The organism is Mesorhizobium sp. GbtcB19 (assembly GCF_019091085.1).
Classification (GTDB): domain Bacteria; phylum Pseudomonadota; class Alphaproteobacteria; order Rhizobiales; family Rhizobiaceae; genus Mesorhizobium.
In genome coordinates, this window is the sequence record NZ_JAGXJY010000006.1 from 87,774 (window position 1) to 112,519 (window position 24,746).

General features: G+C 64.5%; 26 protein-coding genes. 19 read left to right on the forward strand and 7 right to left on the reverse strand.

What is annotated here, in order from left to right; translation table 11 throughout:
* Positions 1-13 precede the first annotated feature (13 nt).
* The 4 genes from KVT37_RS13075 to KVT37_RS13090 all read left to right on the forward strand — a co-directional run bounded on the left by KVT37_RS13075 (position 14) and on the right by KVT37_RS13090 (position 3,615).
* Entirely contained in the window at positions 14-1,543 is a 1,530-nt protein-coding gene (locus tag KVT37_RS13075) for an acyl--CoA ligase (protein ID WP_217573447.1), read from the forward strand.
* On the forward strand, positions 1,543-2,529 hold the full coding sequence (locus KVT37_RS13080) for a 2-dehydropantoate 2-reductase (protein ID WP_217573449.1): 987 nt from the start codon (positions 1,543-1,545) through the stop codon (positions 2,527-2,529). Before KVT37_RS13075 ends, KVT37_RS13080 begins: the two co-directional genes overlap by 1 nt.
* Positions 2,530-2,700: 171 nt before the next feature.
* Entirely contained in the window at positions 2,701-3,054 is a 354-nt protein-coding gene (locus tag KVT37_RS13085; RefSeq protein ID WP_217573451.1) for a nuclear transport factor 2 family protein, read from the forward strand.
* 213 nt (positions 3,055-3,267) lie between these two features.
* Positions 3,268-3,615, forward strand: coding sequence for an ArsC family reductase (locus tag KVT37_RS13090; protein WP_254633994.1), 348 nt, complete (start codon positions 3,268-3,270; stop codon positions 3,613-3,615).
* A 245-nt stretch (positions 3,616-3,860) separates the two neighbouring features.
* Here the strand turns inward: KVT37_RS13090 and KVT37_RS13095 are convergent, their stop codons facing one another.
* From KVT37_RS13095 to KVT37_RS13105, 3 genes are all read right to left on the reverse strand, one after another.
* Positions 3,861-4,214, reverse strand: a complete 354-nt coding sequence (locus KVT37_RS13095) for a DUF488 domain-containing protein (RefSeq protein ID WP_217573453.1) — start codon at positions 4,212-4,214, stop codon at positions 3,861-3,863.
* Between the two features lie 78 nt (positions 4,215-4,292).
* Positions 4,293-5,549 (reverse strand): aminopeptidase, encoded by a 1,257-nt coding sequence (locus KVT37_RS13100; protein ID WP_217573455.1) that lies wholly within the window; start codon positions 5,547-5,549, stop codon positions 4,293-4,295.
* A gap of 121 nt (positions 5,550-5,670) precedes the next feature.
* Entirely contained in the window at positions 5,671-6,585 is a 915-nt protein-coding gene (locus KVT37_RS13105) for a LysR substrate-binding domain-containing protein (protein ID WP_217573457.1), read from the reverse strand.
* A gap of 97 nt (positions 6,586-6,682) precedes the next feature.
* On the opposite strand from KVT37_RS13105, the gene KVT37_RS13110 reads away from it, so the two are divergent.
* The 3 genes from KVT37_RS13110 to sbmA all read left to right on the forward strand — a co-directional run bounded on the left by KVT37_RS13110 (position 6,683) and on the right by sbmA (position 9,671).
* Positions 6,683-6,883 (forward strand): hypothetical protein, encoded by a 201-nt coding sequence (locus KVT37_RS13110; protein ID WP_217573459.1) that lies wholly within the window; start codon positions 6,683-6,685, stop codon positions 6,881-6,883.
* 272 nt (positions 6,884-7,155) lie between these two features.
* The gene (locus KVT37_RS13115) at positions 7,156-8,271 is read left to right on the forward strand and encodes a YbfB/YjiJ family MFS transporter (RefSeq protein ID WP_217573461.1); all 1,116 of its coding nucleotides are present in this window, start codon (positions 7,156-7,158) and stop codon (positions 8,269-8,271) included.
* Between the two features lie 122 nt (positions 8,272-8,393).
* Positions 8,394-9,671 carry a peptide antibiotic transporter SbmA gene (sbmA, locus tag KVT37_RS13120; RefSeq protein WP_217573462.1) on the forward strand — a complete coding sequence of 426 codons (1,278 nt, stop codon included), beginning with the start codon at positions 8,394-8,396 and terminating at the stop codon, positions 9,669-9,671.
* A gap of 17 nt (positions 9,672-9,688) precedes the next feature.
* On the opposite strand, the gene KVT37_RS13125 is transcribed toward sbmA, so the two are convergent.
* Entirely contained in the window at positions 9,689-10,702 is a 1,014-nt protein-coding gene (locus KVT37_RS13125; RefSeq protein ID WP_217573464.1) for a polysaccharide deacetylase family protein, read from the reverse strand.
* Positions 10,703-10,904: 202 nt separating this feature from the next.
* Between KVT37_RS13125 and KVT37_RS13130 the strand changes: the two genes are divergently transcribed.
* Both KVT37_RS13130 and der read left to right on the forward strand, forming a co-directional pair.
* Positions 10,905-11,570 carry a tetratricopeptide repeat protein gene (locus KVT37_RS13130; RefSeq protein ID WP_217573466.1) on the forward strand — a complete coding sequence of 222 codons (666 nt, stop codon included), beginning with the start codon at positions 10,905-10,907 and terminating at the stop codon, positions 11,568-11,570.
* A gap of 67 nt (positions 11,571-11,637) precedes the next feature.
* Entirely contained in the window at positions 11,638-13,062 is a 1,425-nt protein-coding gene (der, locus tag KVT37_RS13135) for a ribosome biogenesis GTPase Der (protein ID WP_217573468.1), read from the forward strand.
* Positions 13,063-13,284: 222 nt separating this feature from the next.
* Here the strand turns inward: der and KVT37_RS13140 are convergent, their stop codons facing one another.
* Positions 13,285-14,202 (reverse strand): LysR substrate-binding domain-containing protein, encoded by a 918-nt coding sequence (locus tag KVT37_RS13140; RefSeq protein WP_217573470.1) that lies wholly within the window; start codon positions 14,200-14,202, stop codon positions 13,285-13,287.
* A gap of 116 nt (positions 14,203-14,318) precedes the next feature.
* Between KVT37_RS13140 and KVT37_RS13145 the strand changes: the two genes are divergently transcribed.
* The 7 genes from KVT37_RS13145 to KVT37_RS13175 all read left to right on the forward strand — a co-directional run bounded on the left by KVT37_RS13145 (position 14,319) and on the right by KVT37_RS13175 (position 20,017).
* Positions 14,319-15,587, forward strand: a complete 1,269-nt coding sequence (locus KVT37_RS13145) for an MFS transporter (RefSeq protein WP_217573472.1) — start codon at positions 14,319-14,321, stop codon at positions 15,585-15,587.
* A gap of 174 nt (positions 15,588-15,761) precedes the next feature.
* Positions 15,762-16,943 carry a cell wall hydrolase gene (locus KVT37_RS13150; protein WP_217573482.1) on the forward strand — a complete coding sequence of 394 codons (1,182 nt, stop codon included), beginning with the start codon at positions 15,762-15,764 and terminating at the stop codon, positions 16,941-16,943.
* A 391-nt stretch (positions 16,944-17,334) separates the two neighbouring features.
* The gene (locus tag KVT37_RS13155) at positions 17,335-17,727 is read left to right on the forward strand and encodes an AtpZ/AtpI family protein (RefSeq protein ID WP_217573484.1); all 393 of its coding nucleotides are present in this window, start codon (positions 17,335-17,337) and stop codon (positions 17,725-17,727) included.
* Positions 17,728-17,791: 64 nt separating this feature from the next.
* Positions 17,792-18,553, forward strand: coding sequence for a F0F1 ATP synthase subunit A (locus KVT37_RS13160; protein ID WP_112095266.1), 762 nt, complete (start codon positions 17,792-17,794; stop codon positions 18,551-18,553).
* A 78-nt stretch (positions 18,554-18,631) separates the two neighbouring features.
* Entirely contained in the window at positions 18,632-18,856 is a 225-nt protein-coding gene (locus tag KVT37_RS13165; protein WP_027164582.1) for a F0F1 ATP synthase subunit C, read from the forward strand.
* A 76-nt stretch (positions 18,857-18,932) separates the two neighbouring features.
* A complete protein-coding gene (locus tag KVT37_RS13170) occupies positions 18,933-19,514 on the forward strand; it encodes a F0F1 ATP synthase subunit B (RefSeq protein ID WP_217573486.1) in 582 nt (193 codons plus the stop codon).
* A gap of 11 nt (positions 19,515-19,525) precedes the next feature.
* A complete protein-coding gene (locus KVT37_RS13175; protein WP_112095268.1) occupies positions 19,526-20,017 on the forward strand; it encodes a F0F1 ATP synthase subunit B in 492 nt (163 codons plus the stop codon).
* Positions 20,018-20,388: 371 nt separating this feature from the next.
* Here the strand turns inward: KVT37_RS13175 and KVT37_RS13180 are convergent, their stop codons facing one another.
* Both KVT37_RS13180 and KVT37_RS13185 read right to left on the reverse strand, forming a co-directional pair.
* Positions 20,389-21,090: a ribonuclease HII gene (locus tag KVT37_RS13180; RefSeq protein ID WP_217573488.1), complete on the reverse strand. Its 702-nt coding sequence runs from the start codon at positions 21,088-21,090 to the stop codon at positions 20,389-20,391.
* 195 nt (positions 21,091-21,285) lie between these two features.
* Positions 21,286-22,440, reverse strand: coding sequence for a PA0069 family radical SAM protein (locus KVT37_RS13185; protein WP_217573490.1), 1,155 nt, complete (start codon positions 22,438-22,440; stop codon positions 21,286-21,288).
* A gap of 149 nt (positions 22,441-22,589) precedes the next feature.
* On the opposite strand from KVT37_RS13185, the gene KVT37_RS13190 reads away from it, so the two are divergent.
* The 3 genes from KVT37_RS13190 (at position 22,590) to KVT37_RS13200 (ending at position 24,742) form a co-directional block, all read left to right on the forward strand.
* A complete protein-coding gene (locus tag KVT37_RS13190) occupies positions 22,590-23,093 on the forward strand; it encodes a glycosyltransferase (RefSeq protein WP_217573492.1) in 504 nt (167 codons plus the stop codon).
* Positions 23,094-23,281: 188 nt separating this feature from the next.
* Entirely contained in the window at positions 23,282-24,250 is a 969-nt protein-coding gene (locus tag KVT37_RS13195; RefSeq protein ID WP_217573494.1) for a hypothetical protein, read from the forward strand.
* 138 nt (positions 24,251-24,388) lie between these two features.
* Positions 24,389-24,742: a hypothetical protein gene (locus KVT37_RS13200; protein ID WP_217573496.1), complete on the forward strand. Its 354-nt coding sequence runs from the start codon at positions 24,389-24,391 to the stop codon at positions 24,740-24,742.
* Positions 24,743-24,746 lie beyond the last annotated feature (4 nt).

The following is a 24,746-nucleotide window of genomic DNA, read 5'->3' on the forward strand; positions in this document are numbered from 1 at the left end:
ATAGTCTGGAACCATGACAAACAGCGAAAACGCCACCGATCTCGCTTATCGCCTCGCCCCCGGCGCCGAAGACGCGCCGGCCATTGCGGCGCCCGAACGGACAGCCCTCTCGCATGGCGGGCTGCGCCGCCTGATCGACGATACATCGGCCCGGCTCAATGCGCTCGGCATCGGTCGTGGCGACCGCGTCGCCATCGTTCTGCCGAACGGCCCGGAAATGGCGACGGCCTTCATCGCCGTGGCGGCGGCGGCGTCCACCGCGCCGCTCAATCCGGCGTACCGCGCCGACGAGCTCGATTTCTATCTGAGCGATATCGGCGTCAAGGCGATCATCGTCGGCAAGGACGAAGCAGGTCCCTCGGTCGAGGTTGCCAAACGCCTCGGCATCCCTGTGTTGCGGCTGGTCGTGCCGGAAGGCGCGCCGGCCGGCGTCTTCACGATCGAGGGCGACGCGGCCGGTTCGCCGGTCGCGTCCGGCTTGGCCGAGGACAGCGACACGGCACTTCTGCTTCACACCTCCGGCACCACCTCGCGGCCGAAACTGGTGCCGCTCAGCCATGCCAATCTCGCGGCATCCGCGACGCATATAGGCGCCACGCTCGGCCTGAGCCCCGCCGATCGCTGCCTCAACATCATGCCGCTCTTCCACATCCATGGCCTGATCGCCGCGGTGCTGTCCTCGCTCGCCGCCGGCGGCAGCGTCTTCTGCACGCCGGGCTTCAATGCGCTGCGTTTTTTCCAGTGGCTCTCCGAAGCGAAGCCGAGCTGGTACACGGCGGTGCCGACCATGCATCAGGCGATCCTGCCGCGCGCCGCGCGCAATCCCGAGCAACTCGCCGAGGCGAAGCTGCGCTTCATCCGCTCGTCATCGGCCTCGCTCCCGGCGCAGGTGATGGGTGAACTGGAAGCGACCTTCGGCTGTCCGGTGATCGAATCCTACGGCATGACCGAGGCCGCGCATCAGATGGCCTCCAACCGCCTGCCGCCCGGTCAGCGCAAGCCGGGCAGCGTCGGAGCGTCGGCCGGACCGGACGTCGCGGTCATGGCGCCGGACGGGCGATTGCTCAAGCCGGGCGAGGTCGGCGAGATCGTCATTCGCGGACCGAACGTCACCGCCGGCTATGAGAAGAACCCGGACGCCAACGCCAGCGCCTTCGCCCATGGCTGGTTCCACACCGGCGACCAGGGCGTGCTCGACGAGGACTTCTATCTGCGCGTCACCGGCCGCCTGAAGGAGATCATCAATCGCGGCGGCGAAAAGATTTCGCCGCTCGAGGTCGACGAAGTGCTGATGGACCATCCGGCGGTGGCGCAGGTCGTCACCTTTGCCATGCCGCATGACAAGCTGGGCGAAGAGGTGGCGGCGGCGATCGTGCTGCGCGAAGGCCAGAGCGCCAGCGAGGCCGACATCCGCGGTTTTGCCGCGACCCGGCTCGCCGATTTCAAGGTGCCGCGCAAGGTTGTGATCCTCGACGAAATCCCCAAGGGCGCGACCGGCAAGCTGCAGCGCATCGGCCTCTCCGCAAAGCTCGGGCTCGGCTGATGCGCATCACAGTCTTTGGCGCCGGCGCCATCGGTGGCTACCTCGCCGCCAAGCTGGCGATCGCAGGTAATGTCGATCTGTCGATCGTGGCGCGCGGCGCGCATCTGGACGCCATCAAGGCCGATGGGCTTCGCCTGATCGAAGGCGGCAACGAGACAATCGCGCGGGTGAGGGCGGCGGCACGCGCCGAGGAACTCGGCGTGCAGGACTATGTCGTGCTGGCCTTGAAGGCGCATTCGCTGGCGCCGGCGCTCGATCAGATCGCGCCTTTGCTCGGCCCCGAGACCGCTGTCGTCACCATGCAGAACGGCGTGCCCTGGTGGTATTTCCACAAGGCGGGTGGCGCGCTCGAAGGCACGCGGCTCGACGCGGTCGATCCGGGTGGGGCGATCTGGCAGCGCATCGGACCGGAGCGCGTCATCGGCTCCGTCGTCTACCCGGCCGTGGAGGTCGATGCGCCCGGCCTGATCCGTCATGTCGAGGGCACGCGCTTTTCGCTGGGCGAGCCTTCCGGCGAAAAGAGCGAGCGAGCCACCGCGCTGGCGCGCGAAATGGTCAAGGCCGGGCTGCAGGCGCCGGTGCGCGAGGACATCCGCTCGGAGATCTGGGTGAAACTCTGGGGCAATCTCTCCTTCAACCCGATCTCGGCCCTGACCGGCAGCACGCTTGCGGCGATCGTCGCCGACGAAAGCACACGCGCCGTCGCCCGCGCCATGATGCTGGAGGCGCAGGCGATCGGCGAGCGCCTCGGCGTGCGCTTCCTCATCCCCGTCGACCGGCGCATCAAGGGCGCCGGCGATGTCGGCGAGCACAAGACCTCGATGCTGCAGGATCTCGAACGCGGCCGCCCGATGGAGATCGACGCGTTGGTCACAGCCGTGCAGGAGCTCGGCCGCCTGACCGGCCAGCCGACGCCGGCCATCGACACAGTGCTGGCGCTGGTGCAGCGGCTGGCGATCGAGCGCGGGTGTTATTCGCCCTTGTAACTCTTGTGGCAACTCCACGCGCTGACTGTCATGTGAGCATCTCAGACGGATTATCATTCACTGGCTGGCGCCTGCATCCTGACACGAATTGTCACCTGCGGAGCGACCCGCCGCTGGCAGGCGGACAATCACTCCCTACTTGATGTCTGGTCCAACCCCCGGGAGGAAATCATGACCACTGCCGAAATTGCCAAGGATTTCACCGAACTCCTCAAGCAGGGCGACAGCCACAGCGCTGCCGCGAAGTACAATGCCGACGACATCGTCAGCTACGAAGCGATGGAGGGGCCAATGGCCGTCTGCAGCGGCAAGGAAGCCGTCAAGCAGAAGGGCGAGTGGTGGGAAGCGAATCACGAGGTTCACGGCGGCTCGGTCGAAGGCCCCTACGTCAATGGCGACCAGTTCGCCTTGCGTTTCAGCTTCGATATCACGCCCAAATCCTCCGGCGAACGCGTCAAGATGGACGAGGTCGGCCTCTACACTGTCAAGAACGGCAAGATCAGCGAAGAGCGCTTCTACTACTAGGCCGGATATTTCACGCAGCGGCCGGGCTATGTGCTCCGGCCGCTGCGCAAGCAAGCCTCAAATCGTCTTCACTCAGTCTGCGAGCTGGTCGGCCATTTTGGCCCAGCGGTCGAAAAACCATCAAAATGCGGGCCACCGCGAAACGCTGGCAAACCGGGCAGGGCGGGCCTAGGGTTCGGCCGGATTCGCAACCCCATCCGACCGAGGCCTGAATTGACCATCACCATGTACGGCATCACCACCTGCGACACGATCAAGAAGGCGCGCGTCTGGCTGGAGAGCCACGACGTGCCGTATCGTTTCCACGACTACCGCGCCGAGGGGATCGAGGCTGACCGGCTGAATGGCTGGGTCGGCAAGGTCGGTTGGGAAAAGCTGCTCAACAAGGGCAGCACGACTTTTCGTGAGCTGCCGGACAAGGACAAGGAGGCGCTCGACGAGAAGAAGGCGAAGAAGCTGATGCTGGCAAAGCCGACGATGATCAAGCGCCCGGTGCTTGAGGTGGGGGATAGGATTTTGGTGGGGTTCAAGGCGGAGGTTTATGAGGGGGCGGTGAAGTAGAAGGCGTGACGGCGAAACTGCCAATCTCCCCCCTTGCGGGGGAGATGGCCGGCAGGCCAGAGGGGGGTGTGAAGGAACGCGACGTTGCCCGTTTTGCCCCTTTCACGAACCTGCTTACGCGCCGCAACGGTTGTTGAGAGGTCGGCGGGACAGCACCCCTCTCTGCCCTGCCGGGCATCTCCCCCGCAAGGGGGGAGATTGGACGTCGCGTCGGCCTTCGCCAATCGCCAGCGTTGCCTCGGCCTTCACGTTCCCCGCAAATACCCCGCCAGCGCCACTGCATTGTTGTGCGCCTCGTCATGCGCGCCATAGAGCAGCGTCACCTTGCTTTCTCGCATCAGGCCACGCAGCTGGGCCACAGCTTCGCTATTCGCGTCCAGCTCCGCCCGATACCGCCTCTGAAACTCCGCCCAGCGCTCCGGCTCGTGCCCGAACCATTTGCGCAGTTCGTCGCTCGGCGCGATCTCTTTCAGCCACAGCGTCAGCGAGGCGTCCTTCTTGGCGACGCCGCGCGGCCAGATGCGGTCGATCAGCACCCGCTGGCCGTCGGCTTTAGCCGGCGGCTCGTAAACGCGCTTCACCGCTATGTCGAAGGCCACTTACGCCTCCTGTGCCGAGCAATTCCAGGAAAAGTGTGCCGCGGTTTTCCGTTCGGAATTGCGCAAGCAAAAGTACTGCTACGCCCACTCGCCCTTGCGCATCACCGGCACGCGGCCGCCGTCCTTGGCAACGCCGTCGATGTCGATCTTGTCCGAGCCGATCATCCAGTCGATGTGGATGAAGCTCTTGTTGCCGCCGCGCGCCGCGATCTCGTCCTGGCTGAGCGAGGCGCCGTCGACGAAGCACTTCGAATAGCATTGCCCGAGCGCGATGTGGCAGGCGGCGTTCTCGTCGAACAGCGTGTTGAAGAACAAGAGCCCGCTCTTGGAGATCGGCGAGGAATGCGGCACCAGCGCCACTTCGCCGAGGCGGCGCGCGCCCTCGTCGGTGTCGAGCACCTTCTTCAAGACGTCCTCGCCCTTCGAGGCCTTGGCTTCGACGATCCGCCCGCCCTCGAAGCGTACCGAGATATCATCGATCAGCGTGCCCTGGTAGGAAAGCGGCTTGGTCGAGGAGACATGGCCTTCGACGCGCCTTGCATGCGGCGTGGTGAAGACCTCCTCGGTCGGGATATTGGGGTTGCAGGTGACGCCGTTCTTCGCCGTCGAGGCGCCGCCCATCCATTCATGGCCGTCCGCCAGCCCGACGGTCAGGTCGGTGCCCGGGCCGGTGAAATGCAGCGCGTGGAAATTATGCTCGTTCAGCCATTTCGTGCGCTCGGCCAAGGCCGCATTGTGCGCCTTCCAGTTGCCGATCGGATCCTCGACGTCCACCCGCGAGGCCGAGAAGATGGCGTCGGCGAGCTTCACCACCGCCACGTCATCCGGCTCGCCTGGAAACACCTGCTTGGCCCAGGCGAGATCGGGATAGGCGACGATGTTCCAGTTGATGTCGAAGCCGGTGATCTTTTCCAGCGCCGGCTGGTAAGCCATCGAGTTCGCCTTGTTGGCGCGCGCAACCTTGGCCGGATCCTGCGAAGAGAGCAGCGACGGGTCTTCGCCGCGCACCGCGAGCCGCGCCGCATTGTTTGAGAAGGCTTTCGCCATGCCCTCATAGAGCCAGCCGGCGGCGCGGTCGAAACCGGCATCAGCGCCATAGCGGAAGCGCGCCAGCGTGATCTCGTCGTCGTTGAAGATCGGCGTCACCAGCCCGGCGCCCGCCTTGTAGGCGTGCTCGACGATGCGGCGCGTCAGCGGCAGCGCCGCGATCGAGGAGGTCAGCACCAGGTCCTGTCCGGGTTGCAGCTGCAGCCCGACCTTGATGGCGACTTCCGCCAGCCTGTCGAGCTTCACCGGGTCGATGCTTGCCGAGACGCCGCGTGAATGTGTGGTCATGATCCTGCCTGCCATTTGTTGGGGTCTGGTTCTTACATAGACCGGTGGGCCTGGCCTTTCCACCGCGATCGACTGGGCCTGGTGAACTGCAGGACCGCGTCAGCGAAAAATGCGCAGGGGTTCAGGCGGCGCTGTCCAGCGCCCGGAACTGCGCCATGGTCGCCTCGATCTCCTCGCGGATCCAAACCTTGAAGTCCCGCACCTTGCGGCTTTCGCTCTTGGCGGCGGACGTCGCCATCCAATAGCCGAGCCCGCTGTCGGCGCGCACGCCGAAGGGCGCGACCAGCCGGCCGTCGGTCAGCGCGTCGGCGGTCAGCAATTGCCAGGCGAGCATCACGCCATGGCCGGCGATCGCCGATTCCACGCAAAGCATCGGATCGGTGAAGCGCGCGCCCTTCTGGAAGGTCACCGGCTTGACGCCGGCCGCCTTGAACCAGCCGTCCCAGTTGAACATCGCCCGCTCGTCGGTGATGGCGCAGGTCTGCGCCAGATCCTCGATCGAATGCAGCCTGGCCGCGATCGACGGCGCGCAGACCGGAAACACCTCCTGCGCGAGCAGCAGCTCCGAATGCACGCCCGGCCAGGCGCCGTCGCCCATCCGGATCGCGACGTCGATATCGGAATGGTCGAGATCGGAGAGCTTGCCCGATGCGTCGATGCGCAAAAGCACATTCGGATGGCGCGCGAAGTGCCGCGACAGCCGCGGCAGCAGCCATTTCGAGGCGAAGGCCGGCGCCACCGAGACAACCAGCGTGGATTGGCTCGTCTCGTCGGCCAGCGCCACCGCTTGCGCAAGCTCGCGGAAGCCGGCGCTCAGCCGCGCCGTGAAGGCGGTGCCGAATTCCGTTGGTACCAGCCCGCCTGGCGTCCGTTCGAACAGCGCCTGCCCCAGCTGCTTTTCCGTGCGCTTGACCTGCTGGCTGACGGCGCTGACCGAGACGTTCAGTTCAGCGGCCGCTCCGGCGAGCGAGCCCAGACGGGCCACGGTTTCCACGGCGCGCAGGCCGTTGAGATGGACGCGGTTCAGCATAGCCATTCAGTTTTTCTAAAGTGTGCGAGGCGAAATCTCAATTGAATCCTGTCGGGAAAAGCCAGAATTTAGCCGGACTAGCCTTGAGCCAGGAGCTTGTCCCATGAAGATTTTATCCTTGCTGAAAGGGCTTTCCGGCGCCGAGGCCAGGCCGCGCGACGACGGCGAGATCGCCCGCTGGGTCACCGATCCGCTGTCGCATCCCGTGCTCGACACCATGTCCGAGCGCGAGCTTGGCGACATGCCGTTCCGGCTGACCGCCGGCCGCACCGCATACGAAACGATGGGTGCCACTGGCCGCTGAGGTTATTGGCTCATTCGGCGGCGCTCCCCCTCATCCGTCCGCTTCGCGGCCACCTTCTCCCCGTGGGGGAGAAGAGATTGGCGTCGGCGCTGGCAAGATCCTCTCCCCACCGGGGAGAGGTCAGCCGAGCGAAGCGGAGGCTGGGTGAGGGGACGTCTACGTGCTGGGATGTAAGCTGGCCCAACGCAAGCAGATTGTTTCGCGCGCGCACAGACTTATTGTGCGCCGCAATGAACGCCTCGCCGTCTCCCTTGCGTCTCGCCGTTGCTGGCATGGTCGCGCTCGCTGTCGCGCAGGGCATCGGCCGGTTCGTCTATACGCCGATCCTGCCCGGCATGATGGAGGCATTGCACCTGACGCCGGCCGATGCCGGCTGGATCGCCTCCGCCAATTACCTCGGTTATCTCGTCGGCGCGCTGGCTGCTGCCGGCGGCTGGGCGCATGGCCGCGAGCGTATGCTGATGTTCGCCAGCCTCGCCGCCAGCGCCGTGCTTGCGGCTCTCATGGGGCTCAACGAGACGATGGCAGCCTTCCTCGTCATCCGCTTCTTCGCCGGCCTCGCCAGCGCCTTCGTCATGGTGTTCATGGCCTCGATCGTCTTCAGCCATCTGGCGGAGGCCGGACGCGGCGATTTGCAGGCGCTGCATTTCGGCGGCGTCGGCCTCGGCATAGCCGTGTCCTCCGCGCTGCTGGCGGTCCTCGTCTCCGAACATGCGGATTGGGCCGCCGGTTGGCTCTGGTCCGGAGCGCTTTCGGCGGTCGGTCTGCTCATCGTCATGCTGCTCGCCGGCTCGACCACACCGGCCAATGGCGTCGATGGTCCCGAGCCGGCGCTGCCGAAGGACGGATCCCTGGCGAAGATGATCGTCGCCTACGGGCTGTTCGGCTTCGGCTATGTGGTGACGGCGACGTTTCTGATTGCCATCGTTCGCCAAGGCGGCGGCAGCCGCGTCTTCGAGGCGAGCGTCTGGATGGTCGCCGGCCTTGCCGGCTTTCCCTCGACATGGTTCTGGCAGAAGCTTGCCGGCCGGATCGGACTCTATGCCGCCTATGCGGTCACCTGCCTGATCGAGGTGGTCGGCGTCACCGCCAGCGTCGTCGTCAAAGGCGCTGCCGGGCCGCTGATCGCCGGCATTCTGCTGGGCGGGACCTTCATCGCCATCACGGCGCTGGGGATACAGATTGGGAGGCAACTCGCGCCGCAGGCGCCGCGCCGCGTCTTCGCGGTGATGACGGCGGCCTTCGGCCTCGGCCAGATCGTCGGCCCGGTCGCCGCCGGCCTGCTTGCCCAGGCCTTGGGCAATTATACCCTTGCCTCGATCATGGCGGCGGCAGCACTGCTGGCGTCCGGCGTCATTGCCTGGTCGGCCGCGCCAAAATCGCCATGATTTGCGGCCTTGCTCGCTGACGGGCATCGGACAGGGCATTTTCTTTCCCACTAATGTGTGACCTTATGCCCGCCGAACAGCAATGCCGCTGATTTGCGGTCAGACCGAGGAAACCCGCCACAGTGTTCGTATCTTTCTTCCCGCAGCCGAAGCTCTTTTTCACCTCGGCCGCCCTCTGGAGCCTTGCGGCGATCCTGTTCTGGTTTTTCGGTGGTGAGCAACTGGGCGCCGTCTTCGGCCTGCCGCCGGCCGCAGCGGACGCCCCGACCATCATCGGCATCGCGGTTCTGTGGTCGAAGCCGTTCCTGTGGTTCTATATCTACTTCGTGGCCTGCGTGGCGGTCTTCTACGCATTCTGGAGCTGGTACGCCCCGCATCCATGGCAGAACTGGTCGATCCTGATGACCGCTGTCATTCTGTTCTTCATCTATTTCAACGTTCAGATCAGCGTCGCCATCAACAATTGGTATGGTCCGTTCTTCGACTACGTGCAGGGCCTGATGTCGGGCACGGGGAAGTCGACTGACTCGGAATTTTACATAGGATTGGCCGATTTCTCCTGGCTGGCGCTGGTCGGCATGAACGTGCAAGTGGTCAATGCCTTCATCGTCAGCCACTGGATCTTCCGCTGGCGCACCGCGATGAACGATTACTTCATGGCGAACTGGGGCCGGCTGCGCCACATTGAAGGTGCCTCGCAGCGTATCCAGGAAGACACGATGCGCTTTTCGCAGATTATGGAGGACCTTGGCTCGACCTTCGTTCAGTCAATCATGACCCTCATCGCCTTTCTGCCGGTCCTGATTCAATTGCAGGCCCATATTACCGAACTGCCGATCGTTGGCGCGGTCCCGCAGCCATTGGTCATTGCCGCATTGGGCTGGTGTTTGTTCGGGACGATCTCCGTCATGGTAGCGGGTCTCAAGCTACCGGGCCTGCAGTTCCGCAACCAGCGCGTTGAGGCAGCCTATCGCAAGGAACTCGTATACGGCGAAGATCATGCCGACCGGGCTCAGCCGGCGACGACGACACAATTGTTCGCCAACGTCCGCCGCAATTATTTCAAGCTATATTTCCACTATATCTATTTCAACGTTGTTCGTTACACCTACCTCCAGGCCGACAACATCTTCTCGCTGCTCATCCTGGGGCCCTCGCTGGTTGCGCATAAGATCACGTTCGGCGCCCTGAACCAGATATCGAACGCGTTCGGCAAGGTGACGAATTCGCTGCAATTCCTGCTGAATTCCTGGTCGACGATTGTCGAACTGCAGTCCGTGCATAAACGTTTGCGAGCCTTCGAGGCGACGCTGCAGGGCGAGCAACTGCCGGTTATCGATCAGCATTATCTAGAACGCGAGCAAGCTGGCATGCGTCCCGAAGATCAGCCCGCGAGTTAAGGCGCGGCTATGTCCAGTCAGCCGCCCGCCGTCGCCTTTGCCTGCCCGGCGCGCTGCCGCGCGACATAATCGCGGAAGCTGATGCACTCGACGTCCGTCTTCACGCAGACCTCACCGGCAAATCGCTCCAGCGCGTTCCAGTAGGCGCCATCGTTCATCAGCGTGAAGTGGAAGCCGAGCTCGAGCGGCAGGCGCTTGCCGTTGTACTGCGCCTCGAAAGCGGCACGGAACGTCTGATAGGCGCGCTCGGCGAATTCGCCCGCCTTGGCCGGCTGCTCGGTGCCGGCGGAATGGCGGACATAGAGATTGTAATCCATGGCGACCACCGGCTTCGCCTTCGGTCCTTCCGGGATGAGCGGCAGGGCGAAGCGGGCTACACCGTTCCGGGTCGGCGGCAGCTCGGGGCCGTTCGAGACGCTGCTCGCGTCATATTGGAAGCCGGCCTCCGGCAGCGCCTCGTAAAGCGCCTTGTCGGTCGAAAGATAAGGCGCGCGGAAGCCGGTCACGGCATGACGGGCGAAATCGCGCCAGCCGGGCGGCTCGGGCGAGATGCCGTTGATCGCATAGGCGTTTTCGAAGATGCGCCGGGCGGAGGCGAATTCGGCCAGCCAGTCGGCCTTGCTCCAGTCCTTGCCGTCGAAATGGCCGCAGGCATGGCTGCCGATGTCATGGCCCTCGGCAGCCGCAAGCCGGACCTGCTCCAGACGGTCAGCGACGTCCTGTTTCGAGGCGCCGAAGCCGACATTGGATTTGCCGGCGGCCTTGCCGGGCCCAGCATATTGTTGTCGCGTGTCCGGCGAGAGCAGGAAGACGCAGGACAAAAAATAGGTGAAATGCGCGCCGGTGCGCTTTGCCAGCGCGCGGCTGCGTTCCCACTGCGAGATCTCGCGCGCGGCGTCGAACGAGATCAGCACCACCTGCTTGGGCCTGGCCGGCGACGCGCCTGGCGATTTCGGCGGATCGGCGAAGGCCGCGTTGGCGCCGGCGAGCGAGGCGAGACTGAAAGCAAGGACGCGGTACGAACGAAGCATTGGCAACCTTCTGGCAGGACCCTTCCGGCCGATCGCAAGCCGGCTATCGCGCAAATGTGGCGTCGATGCGGTCCGGCAAGCCCTGTGGGGCATCTGCCGTTCTCCGCCGATTTTCCGGCTCTCCCCCTTCCATGCCGACAAATTTTCGCTAAAACGCGGGCTCAAGAAGCGCCCCGCATGGGGCAACAATGGTTTTTGATTGATGTCGGACGACAGTTTTATCCGCGAAGTCAACGAAGAGATCCGGCGCGAGCAGGCGCAGAAGCTGTGGGACCGTTTTGGCCCGGCCGTGCTCGGCATCGCCATCCTGATCGTGCTGGGCACCGCCGCCGTCGTTGGCTACCGCTACTGGGACGAGAGCCGCGCCAACCGCTCGGGCGACGCCTTCTCGGCCGCGTTGAAGCTCGCCAATGACGGCAAGAACGACGAGGCGATCGCCGCGCTCGACCAGCTGGAGAAGGACGGCTACGGCGCCTATCCGCTGCTCGCCCGCATGCGCGCCGCCACCGTCAAGGCAGACAAGGGCGACGTCGACGGCGCGGTCAAGGATTTCGACGAGGTCGCTGCCGACGCAGCCATCCCCGGCGGCATCCGCGACATCGCGCGGCTGAGAGCAGCGCTGCTGCTCGTGGACCATGGCTCTTACGCCGATGTCTCCAGCCGCATCGAGGCGCTGACCGCCGACACCAATCCGCTGCGCCATTCGGCGCGCGAGGCGCTCGGCCTCGCCGCCTGGAAGGAGGGCAAGTCGGCGGATGCGCTCAAACTGTTCGACCAGATCTCTTCGGATGAGGCTGCCCCGCGCAACGTGCGCCAGCGGGCGCAACTGATGTCCGAGCTGATCCGCGGGTCGGGCAACGCGTCGTGATTGCATGTCGCCCAAAAGTGCGCAGCGGTTTTGGGACAAACGACATGCAAAATAAACGGTAGACTGGATGGGCTTCAAAGTCGCCATCATCGGCCGACCTAACGTCGGCAAATCGACTCTTTTCAATCGGCTGGTCGGAAAGAAGCTGGCGCTCGTCGACGACACGCCGGGCGTGACGCGCGACCGTCGCGTCCATGCGGCAAAACTCTACGATCTTTATTTCGATGTCATCGACACCGCTGGCTTCGAGGATGCGGCGGCTTCGACTCTGCCGGGCCGCATGCGCCAGCAGACCGAGATCGCCATCCGCGAAGCCGACTTGATCTTCTTCACCGTCGACGCCAAGTCGGGCCTGATGCCAGACGACCGCACCTTCGCCGATGTGGTGCGCAAATCCGGCAAGCCGGTGGTGCTCGTCGCCAACAAGGCCGAGGCGCGTGGCGCTCAAGGCGGCATGCTGGAAGCATGGGAGCTCGGCCTTGGCGAGCCGATCCCGGTCTCGGCCGAGCACGGCCAGGGCATGCCCGACCTGCGCGACGCGGTGGTCGAAGCGCTTGGCGCGGAACGCGCTTTCGGCGAGGAAGACGACGGCGACGAGATCGCCGCCAGCGAGGTGCTGATCGGCGAGGACATCGCCGACCCCGATGCCGAGCCCGCCTATGACGACACCAAGCCGCTGCGCATCGCCGTCGTCGGCCGCCCGAACGCCGGCAAGTCGACGCTGATCAACGCGCTGATCGGCGAGGAGCGGCTGCTAACCGGCCCGGAAGCCGGCATCACGCGCGATTCGATCTCGGTCGACTGGGACTGGCGTGGCCGCCGCATCAAGCTGTTCGACACCGCCGGCATGCGGCGCAAGTCGAAGGTGCAGGAGAAGCTCGAAAAGCTCTCGGTGCAGGACGGCCTGCGGGCCATCCGCTTCGCCGAGATTGTCATCATCGTGCTCGACGCCACCATTCCCTTCGAGAAGCAGGACCTGCAGATCGCCGACCTCATCATCCGCGAGGGCAGGGCGCCGGTGATCGCCTTCAACAAATGGGACCTGATCGACAACCCGCAGGAGCTGCTGGCCGAGCTGCGCGAAAAGACCGGGCGCTTGCTGCCGCAGGTGCGCGGCATCCAGGCGGTGACGGTTTCGGCCGAGACCGGGCGCGGCCTCGACAGGCTGATGGAAAGCATCATCAAGACGCACAAGGTGTGGAACAGCCGTGTCTCGACCGGCAAGCTCAACCGCTGGCTGGAAGGCATTCTCGCGCATCATCCGCCGCCCGCCGTCGCCGGCCGCCGGCTGAAGATCAAATATGTCACGCAGGCAAAGACCCGGCCGCCGGGCTTCGTCGTCTCCTGCTCGCGGCCGGACGCGATGCCGCAATCCTATGTCCGCTACCTGACCAACAGCCTGCGCGAAGCCTTCGACATGCCCGGCGTGCCGATCCGCATGGCGCTTCGCACCTCCGACAATCCGTTTGCGGGCCGCGCGAAGAAGCGGTGACGCCTTCGGGGATGGGCGCCAACGCCGGTCCCTCGTCATCCACGGGCGGAGCAAGGAGCGAAGCGACGCGTGCAGACCCGAGGATCATTCCTTGACTTAGAAGCGCCGCGACGATCCAGAATTCTGCACCGCTGCATTCTTCGCTCGATGTAACGGAATGGATCCTCGGGTCTACGCTCCGCTTCGCGTCGCTCCGCCCGTGGATGACGAACCGCGCAGGGCTTAAGCCACCCTAAGCAACTCTTTCGTCTCTGCCCCCTCCGGCAGCGCCTCCATCGCCGCCTGCAAAAGAATCTCCGCCAATCTCGTCGCCACCGGGTCGAGCTCGGCGTCCTTCTGGTGCAGGTGCAGCGCCATCATCGGCAGGGCCGGGAGCCCGAGCACGCCCGGCGCGATCGCCCTGACATTGGCGGGCAGGCCGATATCGGTGCGGATCGTCAGGCCGAGACCCGCCGCCACCGCCGCCCAGATGCCGCCGAGGCTCGGGCTGGAGAAAGCCATGCGCCAGGGCATGCCGGCGCGGTCGAGCGTCTCCGTCGCGACAGTGCGCAACAGGCAGGGCGCCTCGAACACCACCAGCGGCAGCGCCTCGCCCTTGCGCGGGCCTGCCTCGATCGGCTTTGCCGGGCCGATCCAGCGCGCCTGCACGTCGGCGACGTGGCGGCTGTAGGGCAGTGTCATGCCGTCATGCCAGGCGAGCGCGATGTCGAGATTGCCTGAAAGGACGCGCTCGGCAAGATCGTGGCTGCGTCCGATCCGCGCCTCGATGCGCACCTTGGGGTGCGCGCGGGCGAAGCGGCCGAGCACGTCGGGCAGCACGGCCTCGCCGAAATCCTCCTGCAGGCCGAGCCGCACCCAGCCCTCCAGTTCGACATCGCGGATGGCGGAGGCCGCCTCGTCGTTCAGCTCGATCAGCCGCCGCGCATAGCCGAGCATGGTCTCGCCGGCTTCGGTCAGCGCCAGGCCGCGCCCCGCCTTGCGGAAGATCGGCGTATCAGCCTGCTCTTCGAGCTTCTTCAATTGTGCGCTGACGGCGGACGTCGAGCGCCCCAGTCGTTCCGCCGCCCTGGCGAAGCTGCCCAGTTCCATGCCGGTGACGAAGGTTCTGAGGACATCGAGGTCGAATGTGACGCGGTGCATGAGATTGTCCCGATTTTCAGGAGTATTAATCAAAAACTTCCTGATTTTTTGAACGAAGCTATGGCGCTACATTCCGTCCGTCAAGGCCGTCAACCGGCCGCCACGGGAATGAGCTCATGTCCGCCATCGTCACGCGCAACGACTGCCAGCCGCCAACGGCGGACCTTGCCACTACATCCGCCCGTCGCGCCTTTGGCCCCAACCATCGCTGGAAGGTGCTGGGCATCGGCGTTGCCGCCAATGCCGGCTTTTCCGCCACCTTCTCCGGCATTCCGGCAACCGCGGTGGTGATGCGCCAGGGTTACCACCTCGACAATGCTTCGCTTGGCCTTGCTCTTGGTCTCCTCGGTCTCGGCGTGGCGCTCAGCGAATTGCCCTGGGGTGTGCTCACCGACCGCTGGGGCGACCGCCGCGTACTTTTGACCGGGCTCGGCGCGACGGCGGCATGGCTCTTCATCATGGCTGTGCTCGTCGTGCCGACAAAAGCCGTCATCCCAGGTATTACGCTGCTGTCGGCAAGCCTGCTCGTCGCCGGCCTGCTCGGCGGCAGCGTCAACGGCTCCAGCGGCCGCGCCATCATGGGCTGGTTCGGCGAGGGCGAGCGCGGCTTTGCCATGAGCATAAGGCAGACGGCGGTGCCGCTCGGCGGCGGGCTCGGCGCGATCGTGCTGCCGTCGCTGGCGCTGGCTTTGGGCTTCACCGCGGTCTTCGGCCTGCTTGCGGCCGTTTCCGCTGTCTCGGCCTATTTTGCCTGGCGGTGGCTGCACGAGCCGCCGGTGGAAAGCGCCGGTCACGCCGCGGCCGCGACAAGCGGCCCGGCGCCGCTGCGCAACATTGAGGTATGGCGGATCTCGACGGCCATCGGTCTGCTTTGCTTCCCGCAGGTCGCGGTGCTGACCTTCGCCTCTGTCTTCCTACACGACTTTGCCGGCGTGGGCACCTGGGTCACCAGCGCAACCCTTGCCGCCGTGCAGACCGGCGCCATGGTCATGCGGGTCTGGAGCGGCCGCTTCACCGACCGTCACCGCAACCGCCGTCCGTTCCTCAAATTCTGCAGCGCGTTGAGCGCATCTGCCTTTCTGGTGCTTTGGCTGCTGGTGGTCGGCGCCGCCGCAGTCCCGCCGCTGCTGCCGCTGATGATCGTCATCGCCGGCATATCCGTCTCGGCCTGGCACGGCGTCGCCTATACGGAGCTCGCCACGCTTGCCGGCGCCGGCCATGTCGGCACGGCGCTCAGCCTCGCCAACAGCTTCGTCTTCATCGGCTTCTGTCTGGTGCCGATCGCCATTCCCTGGCTGCTGGTGGCTTTTGCATGGCCGGGCGTATGGCTGGCCGCCGCGGTCTGCGCGGCGCTCGCTTTTCCGATTTTCCTGCGTGCCGCCTGATTAACCCGAACCTGATTCACCCCAATCAAGGTCTGGTTCTTCGCCGGCTTGCTGTGGAAACAGCAAGCCGGCTTCACTCAAACATGAAAAGAACATGATCGATGTCGTTAACCCCGCATCAAGGTTAATGCTTCATTTTGGCTCTCCGGGGTCAGTAGCGTTCTGGAGAGTTCCGTGCATCGACGCGTTTCATTGCGGCTTGCCGCCGCCGCCGTTGCGAAAAAACGTTCCTTCCTTCCTCCTTTGGTGCTCGGGCTCGGTATCTGGATCGGCTTTCCGTCGGTCGTCGGCTATCAGGATATGACAAGCCTGATTTCCGGCCTGGAGTCGCCCAACGCCCGCTGGAACGCCTATATCGAGAGATCCGCCGCCGGCTCGGTGCACGCCGCCGAAATGCCCTTCGTCGATTCCGTCACCACCGGCTCGCTCTCCGGCTCCGGTGTCGAGCTCCCGGGCGTCGGCACCGTGGCCTTCCGCGGCAAGGGCAATGTCGCCGGCGCCACGCCCGATGAAGACCGCGTCATGCGCGCCGACAAGAAGGGCCGCCTGGTCAAGGTGGCGCCGGTCGCGCCGCCGAAGAATTTCAGCGCCGGCTCGATCTTCGAGCGCACCTCCTCGCTGCTTCGTCCTTCGATGGACAGCAATTTGAAGCTCACCTTCGCCAAGCCCGGCATCAAGGGCAAGGAAGTCCAGATCGCCCAGGCCTTCCACATCCGCGAGGACAAGAAGCCCGATCCCGAGCTGCCGGCCGCTCTCGTTGCCCTGGTCAACAACGACAAGCCGGATATCCTCGCCACCGCTTACGCCCAGTCTGCGCCCGACTACGCCAAGTCCTCGCCCTTCGAGGCGCTGCTGCAGGACGATCCGAATGACGGCCGTTTCATCCCGCCGATGGGCAAGGGCGACCATGCCTGGATGCAGAACCCGCTGCCGGCGAGCGTGTTTTCCAAGCCCGAGCAGGCCTGCCTTGCCAAGGGCATCTATTTCGAGGCGCGCAGCGAGCCCGTGCGCGGTCAGGCGGCTGTCGCCCAGGTGATCCTGAACCGCGTCCGCAACCCGGCCTATCCGAAGACCATCTGCGGCGTCGTCTATCAGAACGACGACTGGTTCAACCGTTGCCAGTTCTCCTTCGCCTGCGACGGGAGGAAGAAGACCATCACCGACCAGGCTTCCTACAAGACCGCCCAGGAGGTCGCCATGGCGGTGACCGCCGGCAAGATCTTCATTCCCGAGGTCGGCTCGTCGACGCATTACTACGCCAACTACGTCCATCCCGGCTGGGCGCGCGCCATGCAGCGCATGACCAGGATCGGCCTGCATATCTTCTACCGCACCTATGGCGGCGGCTGGAGCTGAGCCGCTGAAGCATGTCTCCCGAAAGTGGCAGGCGGTTTCGGGACCAAAGACATGCGCGAAATCAAAACCTAAAGCGCATGGAGCGAATCTGAAAGATCGCGACGCGCTTTAGACGGCTCCGGCTGAGCCGCTTGAACGAGGTCTCCGCCAGTGCTTCCTCCGACCCCGGCACACTCCGGCGGGAGTGCCTTGTTGCGCGGATTCGCGCCGAGTCCTCAAGCGGGCGTGAAGGGCACGATGTCGCACCTCGATAAGTCATTGATTTAACAGCCAAAAATACATCGCTTTGAAGTTCGGCCCGTGGCTTGACGGGGGCGGACCCTCTAACTATGTTGCCGGCGACTTTAGAAGCGGACGGACGGCAATCGTCTGCCCGGGCAGGGGGGTTGCGATGGCCGACAAAACCGGGCCAGACGGAACCGGAGAAACCGGCCGCGGCAGGCAGCCAGAAGCCACCATCCGCGACGACGAACTTGAGCGCCGCCGGCGCGATCTCGAAGCATCGCTTGCGACGAGACGCACGGACCGGCTCGAGGGGAAAGACGAAGCGAAAGCTGCGACCGGTTACGGTCAGGCGCTGAAACTGTCCAGCGAGTTCATCGCCGGAGTGGTGGTCGGTGTCGGCCTGGGCTGGTTCATCGACCGCCTGGCGGGAACGGCGCCATGGGGTTTGATCGTGGGCCTTTTGCTGGGCTTTGGCGCAGGTATACTCAATGTCCTGCGCTCGGCGGGACTGGCATCGGAATTCGGCCAGAGCGGCAAGCCGCACGAACCGAAGAAATGAATGAGGCGCCGCAAGGCGCCAAAGAAACTTAAGAAGCCGGTTGTGGCTTTGACGGGGATTAAAAGTGGCTGCTGCTGACAAGGTCGACCCGATCCACCAGTTCCAGATCCATCCGATCATCCCGCTGCATATCGGCGGCTATGACGTCTCGTTCACCAATTCCGCTTTGTTCATGGTCGTGACGGTCCTCGTCGCCTCCGCTTTCCTCTATATGAGCACCGCCAGCCGCGCCCTGATCCCGGGTCGTCTGCAGTCTGTTTCCGAAATGGCCTATGAGTTCGTCGGCAACATGCTGCGCGACGCCGCCGGCAAGCAGGGCATGCAGTTCTTCCCGCTGGTGTTCTCGCTGTTCATGTTCGTGCTGGTCGCCAACCTGATCGGCCTGTTCCCGTATTTCTTCACCGTCACCAGCCACATCATCGTCACCTTCACGCTTGCCGCGCTGGTGATCGGTACCGTCCTCGTCTACGGCTTCGCCAAGCATGGCCTCGGCTTCCTCAAGCTGTTTGTGCCGCATGGCGTGCCGGGCTATCTTCTGCCGCTGGTGGTGGCGATCGAGATCATCTCCTTCGTCTCGCGCCCGGTCAGCCTTTCGGTTCGTCTTTTCGCCAACATGCTGGCCGGCCACATCACGCTGAAAGTGTTTTCGGGCTTCGTCGTCAGCCTCAGCGCATTTGGCGCCGTCGGCATTGCCGGCTCTGTTCTGCCGCTCGCCATGGCGGTCGCGCTCACGGCGCTCGAACTGCTGGTCGCCTTCCTGCAAGCCTATGTGTTCGCGGTGCTGACCTGCATGTATCTGAACGACGCGCTGCACCCGAGCCACTGATCGATTTTTACCGGCGCCCCGGCGCCAGCATACCCAACGTACCAACTGCAACGAACAAGCAACCACAGGAGTTTTGAAATGGACGCAACTGCAGCAGCTGCTATCGGCGCTGGTATCGCCTGCATCGGCATGGGCGGCGCGGGCATCGGCCTCGGCAACATCTTCGGCAGCTACCTCTCGGGTGCGCTCCGCAACCCGTCGGCTGCTGATGGCCAGTTCGGCCGCCTGATCTTCGGCTTCGCCGTGACCGAAGCTCTGGGCATCTTCTCGCTCCTGATCGCTCTGCTCCTGGTCTTCAAGTAAGAGCCAGAGCTGACGAAAGGGGCCGCATGATGCGGCCCCGCCGAATGGACAGGGGCCACATGGACAGGGGAATGAGATGTTCGTGACATCTGCCTATGCGCAAGAAACAGCGCCGGCCGCGGCCGAGGGCGATACGCATGCAGGCACCGCGGTGCCTGCCGCGGAGCATGAAACCTTCCCGCCGTTCAATGCCGCGACCTTCCCGTCGCAGATCCTGTGGCTGGTCATCACCTTCGGGCTCTTCTACCTGTTCCTGAAGCGGGTCGTGATGCCGCGCCTTGGCGGCATCATCGATGTCCGCAACGACCGTATCACCCAGGACCTCGACCATGCCGCAAGGCTGAAGGGCGAGGCGGATGCCGCCGTTGCTGCCTATGAGCAGGAACTGGCGGAAGCCAAGGTCAACGCCAACAAGATCGGCCAGCAGGCGAACGATGCCGCCAAGGCTGAGGCCGAAGGCACGCGCAAGAAGCTCGAGGCCGAGCTTGAGAAGAAGCTTGGCGAGGCCGAGGCGAGCATCGCCTCGATCAAGGCCAAGGCGATGAAGGAAGTCGGCACGATCGCCGAGGACACCACATCGGCCATCGTCGAGGCGCTTGTCGGCGGCAAGTCCGACAAGTCCGAGATCGCGGCCGCGGTCAAATCCGCGAGCCGGTGAGGAGCGGGATCATGGACGCCACATCACTCGCCACGCTCTGGGCCGCTATCGCCCTGTTCATCTTCCTCGGCGCCGTCATCTATCTGAAGGTGCCGGGCATGCTCGCCAAGTCGCTCGACGCCCGCGCGGCCAAGATCAGCGGCGAGCTCGAGGAGGCCCGCAAGCTTCGTGAAGAGGCCCAGCAGCTGCTTGGCCAGTATCAGCAGAAGCGCAAGGAAGCCGAGAAGGAGGCCGCCGACATCGTCGCCGCCGCCAAGCGTGAAGCTGAATTGCTTGCCTCCGAGGCGGCCAAGAAGACTGAGGACTATGTCGCCCGCCGCACCGCGCTTGCCGAGCAGAAGATCAGCCAGGCCGAGCGTGAAGCGGTCAGCGAAGTGCGCGCCTCAGCCGTCGACATCGCCGTCGAGGCCGCCCGCGCGCTGCTCGCCGCCAAGGTCGACGCCAAGGCCGGCGCGGACCTGTTCAAGTCGGCGCTGGACGACGTCAAGGCCAAGCTGAACTGAGCTGGTTCTGAAGCCAACAACATGAAGCCGCCTGGGCAACCCGGCGGCTTTTTTGTTGTTTGAAAAGGGAGCGAGGCGCAGAAGCTGCCAATCTCCCCCCTCGTTGGGGGAGATGCCCGGCAGGGCAGAGGGGGGCGCGAAGGATCGCGGCCCAGCAGGATCAAGGTTCCTCGCCCCACGAAAGTGGGGAGAGGTGGCTCGGCGAAGCCGAGACGGAGAGGGGAGCGCCCTACGAAGGCCCCCGTTCCGTCCGCTTCGCGGACACCTCTCCCCCGCCAAAGGAGGGGGAGAGGAACCCAAGTATCGAAACGTTGGCGGGACAGCGCCCCCCTCTGTCCTGCCGGACATCTCCCCCACAGGGGGGAGATTAGCTATCGCTCCAGCCCGGCGAAACTCTCTTCCTCTTCTGCCGCCTCGGCGCCGCCCAGCCTGAACGGTGCGAACGACGCGCGGTGCAGTCTCGCCACCGGTCCATGCGTCTCGATCGCGGTGCGGTGCCTCACCGTCGCGTAGCCCATATGCACTTCGAAGCCGTAATGCTCGTGGTGTCCGCCGCAGCCGCACATCATGCGGTCGCGCATCACCTTGGCGACGATCGAGGCGGCGGCGATCGATTGCGAGCGCTGGTCGCCCTTGATGAGCGCGCGGCCTTCGCAGGCGAGACCAGGCGGGATGTCACGGCCATCGGCCAAGGCAAGCTTGGGCTGCAGCGACAGGCCGGCGGCGGCGCGCCGCATCGCTTCCAGGCTGGCTTTGAGGATGTTGCTGTTGTCGATGCCTTCGGCGCTGATCGACGCCATCGAGACGCTAAGCGCCGAGCCTAGAATCTTGAGAAACAGCGCCTCGCGCTGCAGATGGGTCAAACGCTTGGAATCGTCGAGGCCTTCGGGAATGTTGGCGGGGTTGAGCACCACCGCGGCGGCCACCACCGGCCCAGCGAGCGGCCCACGGCCTGCCTCGTCCATGCCGGCGACCGGCCACAGCCCGTCGGCCATCGCCTTGGTCTCGATCGAGAAGTCGGGCTTCTCGACCATTTCAAAGAGAAGCGGAGAATCGGAACGCGCGCGAGCCATGGTGCGGCGAGGTTCGCATCGGCTCCGATTCTCCGCAAGTCCTTCCGGGTCGGATGGGGCGTCGGACCGGGAAGGCACCGTCTCGCGGCCGGGGGACAGTGGCCGGACGGGATTCTTGAAAAGGACTGCAGTTCCAGGCGGAAAATCGCTTTGCCTGGAATTGCTTGGCGCCGGCCTGTCACGGCCGGCACAGCGTCAAAGCAGCATCAGCTGCTCGCCGGCGCCCGAGCCTGCGACGAATTGATCGGTGCGAAGCTGCCGTCGCTCGACATTGAGGCCTAGCCGCTTGGCGGCGATCTCGAAGCGGCGGCCGATCTGCCAGGCATAGGGACCGGCGCCCTTCATGCGCTTGCCCCATTCGGAATCGTAGTCCTTGCCGTCGCGCATCGAGCGGATCAGCGACATCACATGCCGGTAGCGGTCCGGATAGTGACGCAGCAGCCAGTCCTTGAAGATCGGCGCCACTTCGAGCGGCAGGCGCAGGATGACGTAGCCTGCCTCCCGCGCGCCGGCGGCGCGCGCCGAATCGAGGATGCGCTCCATCTCCGGATCGTTGAGGCCGGGAATGATCGGCGCCACCATCACCGAGGCCGGGATGCCGGCGTCAGAAAGCTGCCTGATCGCCTCCAGCCGTTTCGTCGGCGTCGACGCGCGCGGTTCCATGGTGCGGGCCAGCATGCGGTCCATCGTCGTCACCGAAAGCGCCACCTTGGCAAGGCCGCGTTCGGCCATGCGCGACAGGATGTCGATGTCGCGCGTCACCAGCGCCGACTTGGTGACGATGCCGACCGGATGGCCGCGCGCCTCGAGCACCTCCAGGATCTCGCGCATGATCCGGTACTGCTTCTCGATCGGCTGGTAGGGATCGGTGTTGGTGCCGATGGCGATGGTGCGCGGCTGATAGCCGGGCTTCGACAATTCCCGGTCCAGCATGCGCGCCGCATCGGGCTTGGCGAACAGCTTCGATTCGAAATCGAGCCCCGGCGACAGGCCCATGAAGGAATGCGTCGGCCTGGCGAAGCAGTAGACGCACCCATGCTCGCAGCCGCGATAGGGATTGATCGAACGGTCGAAGGAAATGTCCGGCGACTCGTTGCGGGTGATGATGGTGCGCGGCTTCTCGACCTGCACTTCGGTCTTGAACGGCGGCAATTCCTCCAGCGAGTTCCAGCCGTCGTCGAAGACATGCCGGCTGACCGGTTCGAAGCGGCCCGATGGGTTGATGCCGGCCGAGCGGCCGCGATTGCGGTCGGGCCGCACGCGCATGCCGCTCTGCTCGATCATCGCATTTGCCATCTCGGCTCTGCCTGCTCCGAAAGCAGCAATGTCGGCGCGCACGATCTGTTCCATTTTCGCCCTCTCCCAGGGACTGTCGGCAGGCTGTCGAATCGCTCTGTTCATGAAACTATTCCTATTTTGCTGATGAGAACAAAGCAAGAACTTTTTCGGCAGAAAAGCGCAACTGGCGCAAGCCGCGGCTTTCGGCTATTCGGCTAAGCATGCTCAGCGTCCTCATCGAAACCCGCAACGACGAAGAGGGGCTTGCCCGCACGCTCGCCTCGCTGGTCGGCGGCGCGGTCGAGGGCGTGGTGCGCGACGTCATCGTCTGCGATTCCGGTTCGACCGACCAGACGCATCGTGTCGCCGAGCATGCCGGCTGCCACTATGTGACCGGCGGCATCGGCGCCGGCATCGGCCAGGCCAAGGGCGATTGGTTGCTGCTTCTGGAACCCGGTGCCCGGCTATCTGAAGGCTGGATCGACGAGGTCGTCGCGCATACGGCAAAACAGACCATGCCGGCCCGGTTCTCGCGCGCCCGCGCCGACCGCGCGCCTTTCCTGGCCCGCGTCTTTTCAGGCAACCGGGCGCTGGCCGAAGGCCTCGTTGTCAGCAAGCGTCAGGCCGCGGCTCTGGCAAAGAGCGCGCGCAGCGCCGAAGCCCTGGCCCGGGGCCTCGCGACCAGAAGGCTGAACGCCGAGATCTGGGTGGCGCCGCCGAAGTGAACCTCATGGTTCGCAGCAAAAGCCGCCGCGGAGCAAAAAATGTGGGAAAATTCACCACATTGTGCATTGCACAAAAATCTGCGGCGTGATTAGCATCGTCATTGATGCGGGACAATCGGGATGGGGTAACGGCGAAGCGCGCGGCAGGTGGCTGACGCTCCGTCTGACGCCATGCATTTGAGGGACCGATGAATCTTGCAGACAACTCCGGCGCGGCCAGTCTTGAGGCCATCGCCCGCAACGGCAGCCTGTTCAGGCGCATCGCCGTGCGCATCCCGACCTATCTGAAGGACCTGCGCGAGAACCCGGCCTGGCTGCCGATGTTCGTGCTGGCGCGAACCATGCCCGGGCGCCGCATGCATTGGCTGGGTGCCAGACGCGCCCGCCCGCTCGACGATGCGGGACAGACGATGTTTGCCGGTGTCGAACGCGGCGCCGTGGTCGAGGCGTTGCGTTCGGACGGTCTGTTTTCAGGCTTTATGCTGCCTGCGGCGATCCATCAGGAGATCGCCGCTTTCGCGCAGCGCACACCTTGCTTCGGCAATTTCGACCGCCGCCTCGAATTCATGCCGGGCGACCATGCCGAAGCCGAGAAGCGCCTCGGTCGCTCGCTGCTCAGCGGCCATTATTTCGAGCGCATTCTGGATTGTCCGGCAGCGCTCGCCATCCAGAAGGACCCGCTGCTGCTCGACGTCGCCCGGCACTATCTCGGCGGCCAGGCGAAGCTGATCACCACGCGCGTCTGGTGGAGTTTCCCGACCGGCAAGGCGTCGGACGCCGACAAGAACCTCGCCTCATTGGGCAAATATCATTTCGACCTCGATGACTGGCGGATGCTGAAATTCTTCTTCTACCTGGTGCCGGTCGATGCAGGCACCGGGCCGCATGTCTATGTCCGTGGCAGCCACAGGCGCCGCGCGCTCAGGCATCAGCTGACGCTGCTGGTCGGCCATCCGGCGCAAGACGTGCTGGATGTCTATGGCCAGCAAAGTCCGGTCACGCTGACGGGCGAGGCGGGGCTCGGCTTCGTCGAGGATCCGTTCGGCTTCCACATGGGCACCGTGCCGGCGCATACGCCGCGGCTGATGATGGAAATCGGCTTTGGCGTCTCCAAGCCGTCGCGCCGCCGCTTTCACGGCGAGCCGGTCATCCGTTAGCTGGTCCTAAATCAAACGCTGGCACGGCGACTTGCTTTGCCGGCAAGGCGCCGTATCTCCGGTGATCGAGACAAGTAAGTTGAAAATTGACAATTCCCACGTCCGGCGGTGATATTGAACATCTCTGTGGGGGAAATAATGAAATCTCTGAAACTGGTCGCAGCTCTGCTTGCGATCGCGCTTACGCTGGCAAATTGCGCAACTCCGGTTAGCGAAAAGCGCTACAATGAAGTACGGGCGAAATTACAGACAAGCGCTGCCTATCGCAAATCGGAAACGACCAGATGCTTGTCGATCATGTCCTCTGTGCCCAAGGTGGACCAGGAGGCCTATGAGCCGATGCTCCGGATACCGGCCGGAACCTTCGGCAGGACAATTTGTATACGTTTGATCAACGGTGTCATCTCAGGCCGCATTTCGCGGCATAACGTCAACGACTATCTTAGCCGCCGCGATTACAGAGGCGTCATACTGGTCGCGATGGGCAAGTAAGCCG

Bases quoted from the DNA above. Each gene is read 5' to 3' on its own strand.
- KVT37_RS13110 (WP_217573459.1), top strand. From the start codon at position 6,683: ATGAAGATTTTATCCTTGCTGAAAGGGCTTTCCGGCGCCGAGGCCAGG.
- KVT37_RS13175 (WP_112095268.1), top strand. From the start codon at position 19,526: ATGGACGCCACATCACTCGCCACGCTCTGGGCCGCTATCGCCCTGTTC.
- der (WP_217573468.1), top strand. From the start codon at position 11,638: ATGGGCTTCAAAGTCGCCATCATCGGCCGACCTAACGTCGGCAAATCG.
- KVT37_RS13125 (WP_217573464.1), bottom strand. From the start codon at position 10,702: ATGCTTCGTTCGTACCGCGTCCTTGCTTTCAGTCTCGCCTCGCTCGCC.
- KVT37_RS13180 (WP_217573488.1), bottom strand. From the start codon at position 21,090: ATGGCTCGCGCGCGTTCCGATTCTCCGCTTCTCTTTGAAATGGTCGAG.
- KVT37_RS13170 (WP_217573486.1), top strand. From the start codon at position 18,933: ATGTTCGTGACATCTGCCTATGCGCAAGAAACAGCGCCGGCCGCGGCC.
- KVT37_RS13145 (WP_217573472.1), top strand. From the start codon at position 14,319: ATGTCCGCCATCGTCACGCGCAACGACTGCCAGCCGCCAACGGCGGAC.
- KVT37_RS13105 (WP_217573457.1), bottom strand. From the start codon at position 6,585: ATGGCTATGCTGAACCGCGTCCATCTCAACGGCCTGCGCGCCGTGGAA.
- KVT37_RS13075 (WP_217573447.1), top strand. From the start codon at position 14: ATGACAAACAGCGAAAACGCCACCGATCTCGCTTATCGCCTCGCCCCC.
- KVT37_RS13115 (WP_217573461.1), top strand. From the start codon at position 7,156: ATGGTCGCGCTCGCTGTCGCGCAGGGCATCGGCCGGTTCGTCTATACG.
- KVT37_RS13200 (WP_217573496.1), top strand. From the start codon at position 24,389: ATGAAATCTCTGAAACTGGTCGCAGCTCTGCTTGCGATCGCGCTTACG.
- KVT37_RS13140 (WP_217573470.1), bottom strand. From the start codon at position 14,202: ATGCACCGCGTCACATTCGACCTCGATGTCCTCAGAACCTTCGTCACC.
- KVT37_RS13165 (WP_027164582.1), top strand. From the start codon at position 18,632: ATGGACGCAACTGCAGCAGCTGCTATCGGCGCTGGTATCGCCTGCATC.
- KVT37_RS13100 (WP_217573455.1), bottom strand. From the start codon at position 5,549: ATGACCACACATTCACGCGGCGTCTCGGCAAGCATCGACCCGGTGAAG.
- KVT37_RS13190 (WP_217573492.1), top strand. From the start codon at position 22,590: ATGCTCAGCGTCCTCATCGAAACCCGCAACGACGAAGAGGGGCTTGCC.
- KVT37_RS13155 (WP_217573484.1), top strand. From the start codon at position 17,335: ATGGCCGACAAAACCGGGCCAGACGGAACCGGAGAAACCGGCCGCGGC.
- KVT37_RS13130 (WP_217573466.1), top strand. From the start codon at position 10,905: ATGTCGGACGACAGTTTTATCCGCGAAGTCAACGAAGAGATCCGGCGC.
- KVT37_RS13080 (WP_217573449.1), top strand. From the start codon at position 1,543: ATGCGCATCACAGTCTTTGGCGCCGGCGCCATCGGTGGCTACCTCGCC.
- KVT37_RS13195 (WP_217573494.1), top strand. From the start codon at position 23,282: ATGAATCTTGCAGACAACTCCGGCGCGGCCAGTCTTGAGGCCATCGCC.
- KVT37_RS13085 (WP_217573451.1), top strand. From the start codon at position 2,701: ATGACCACTGCCGAAATTGCCAAGGATTTCACCGAACTCCTCAAGCAG.
- KVT37_RS13185 (WP_217573490.1), bottom strand. From the start codon at position 22,440: ATGGAACAGATCGTGCGCGCCGACATTGCTGCTTTCGGAGCAGGCAGA.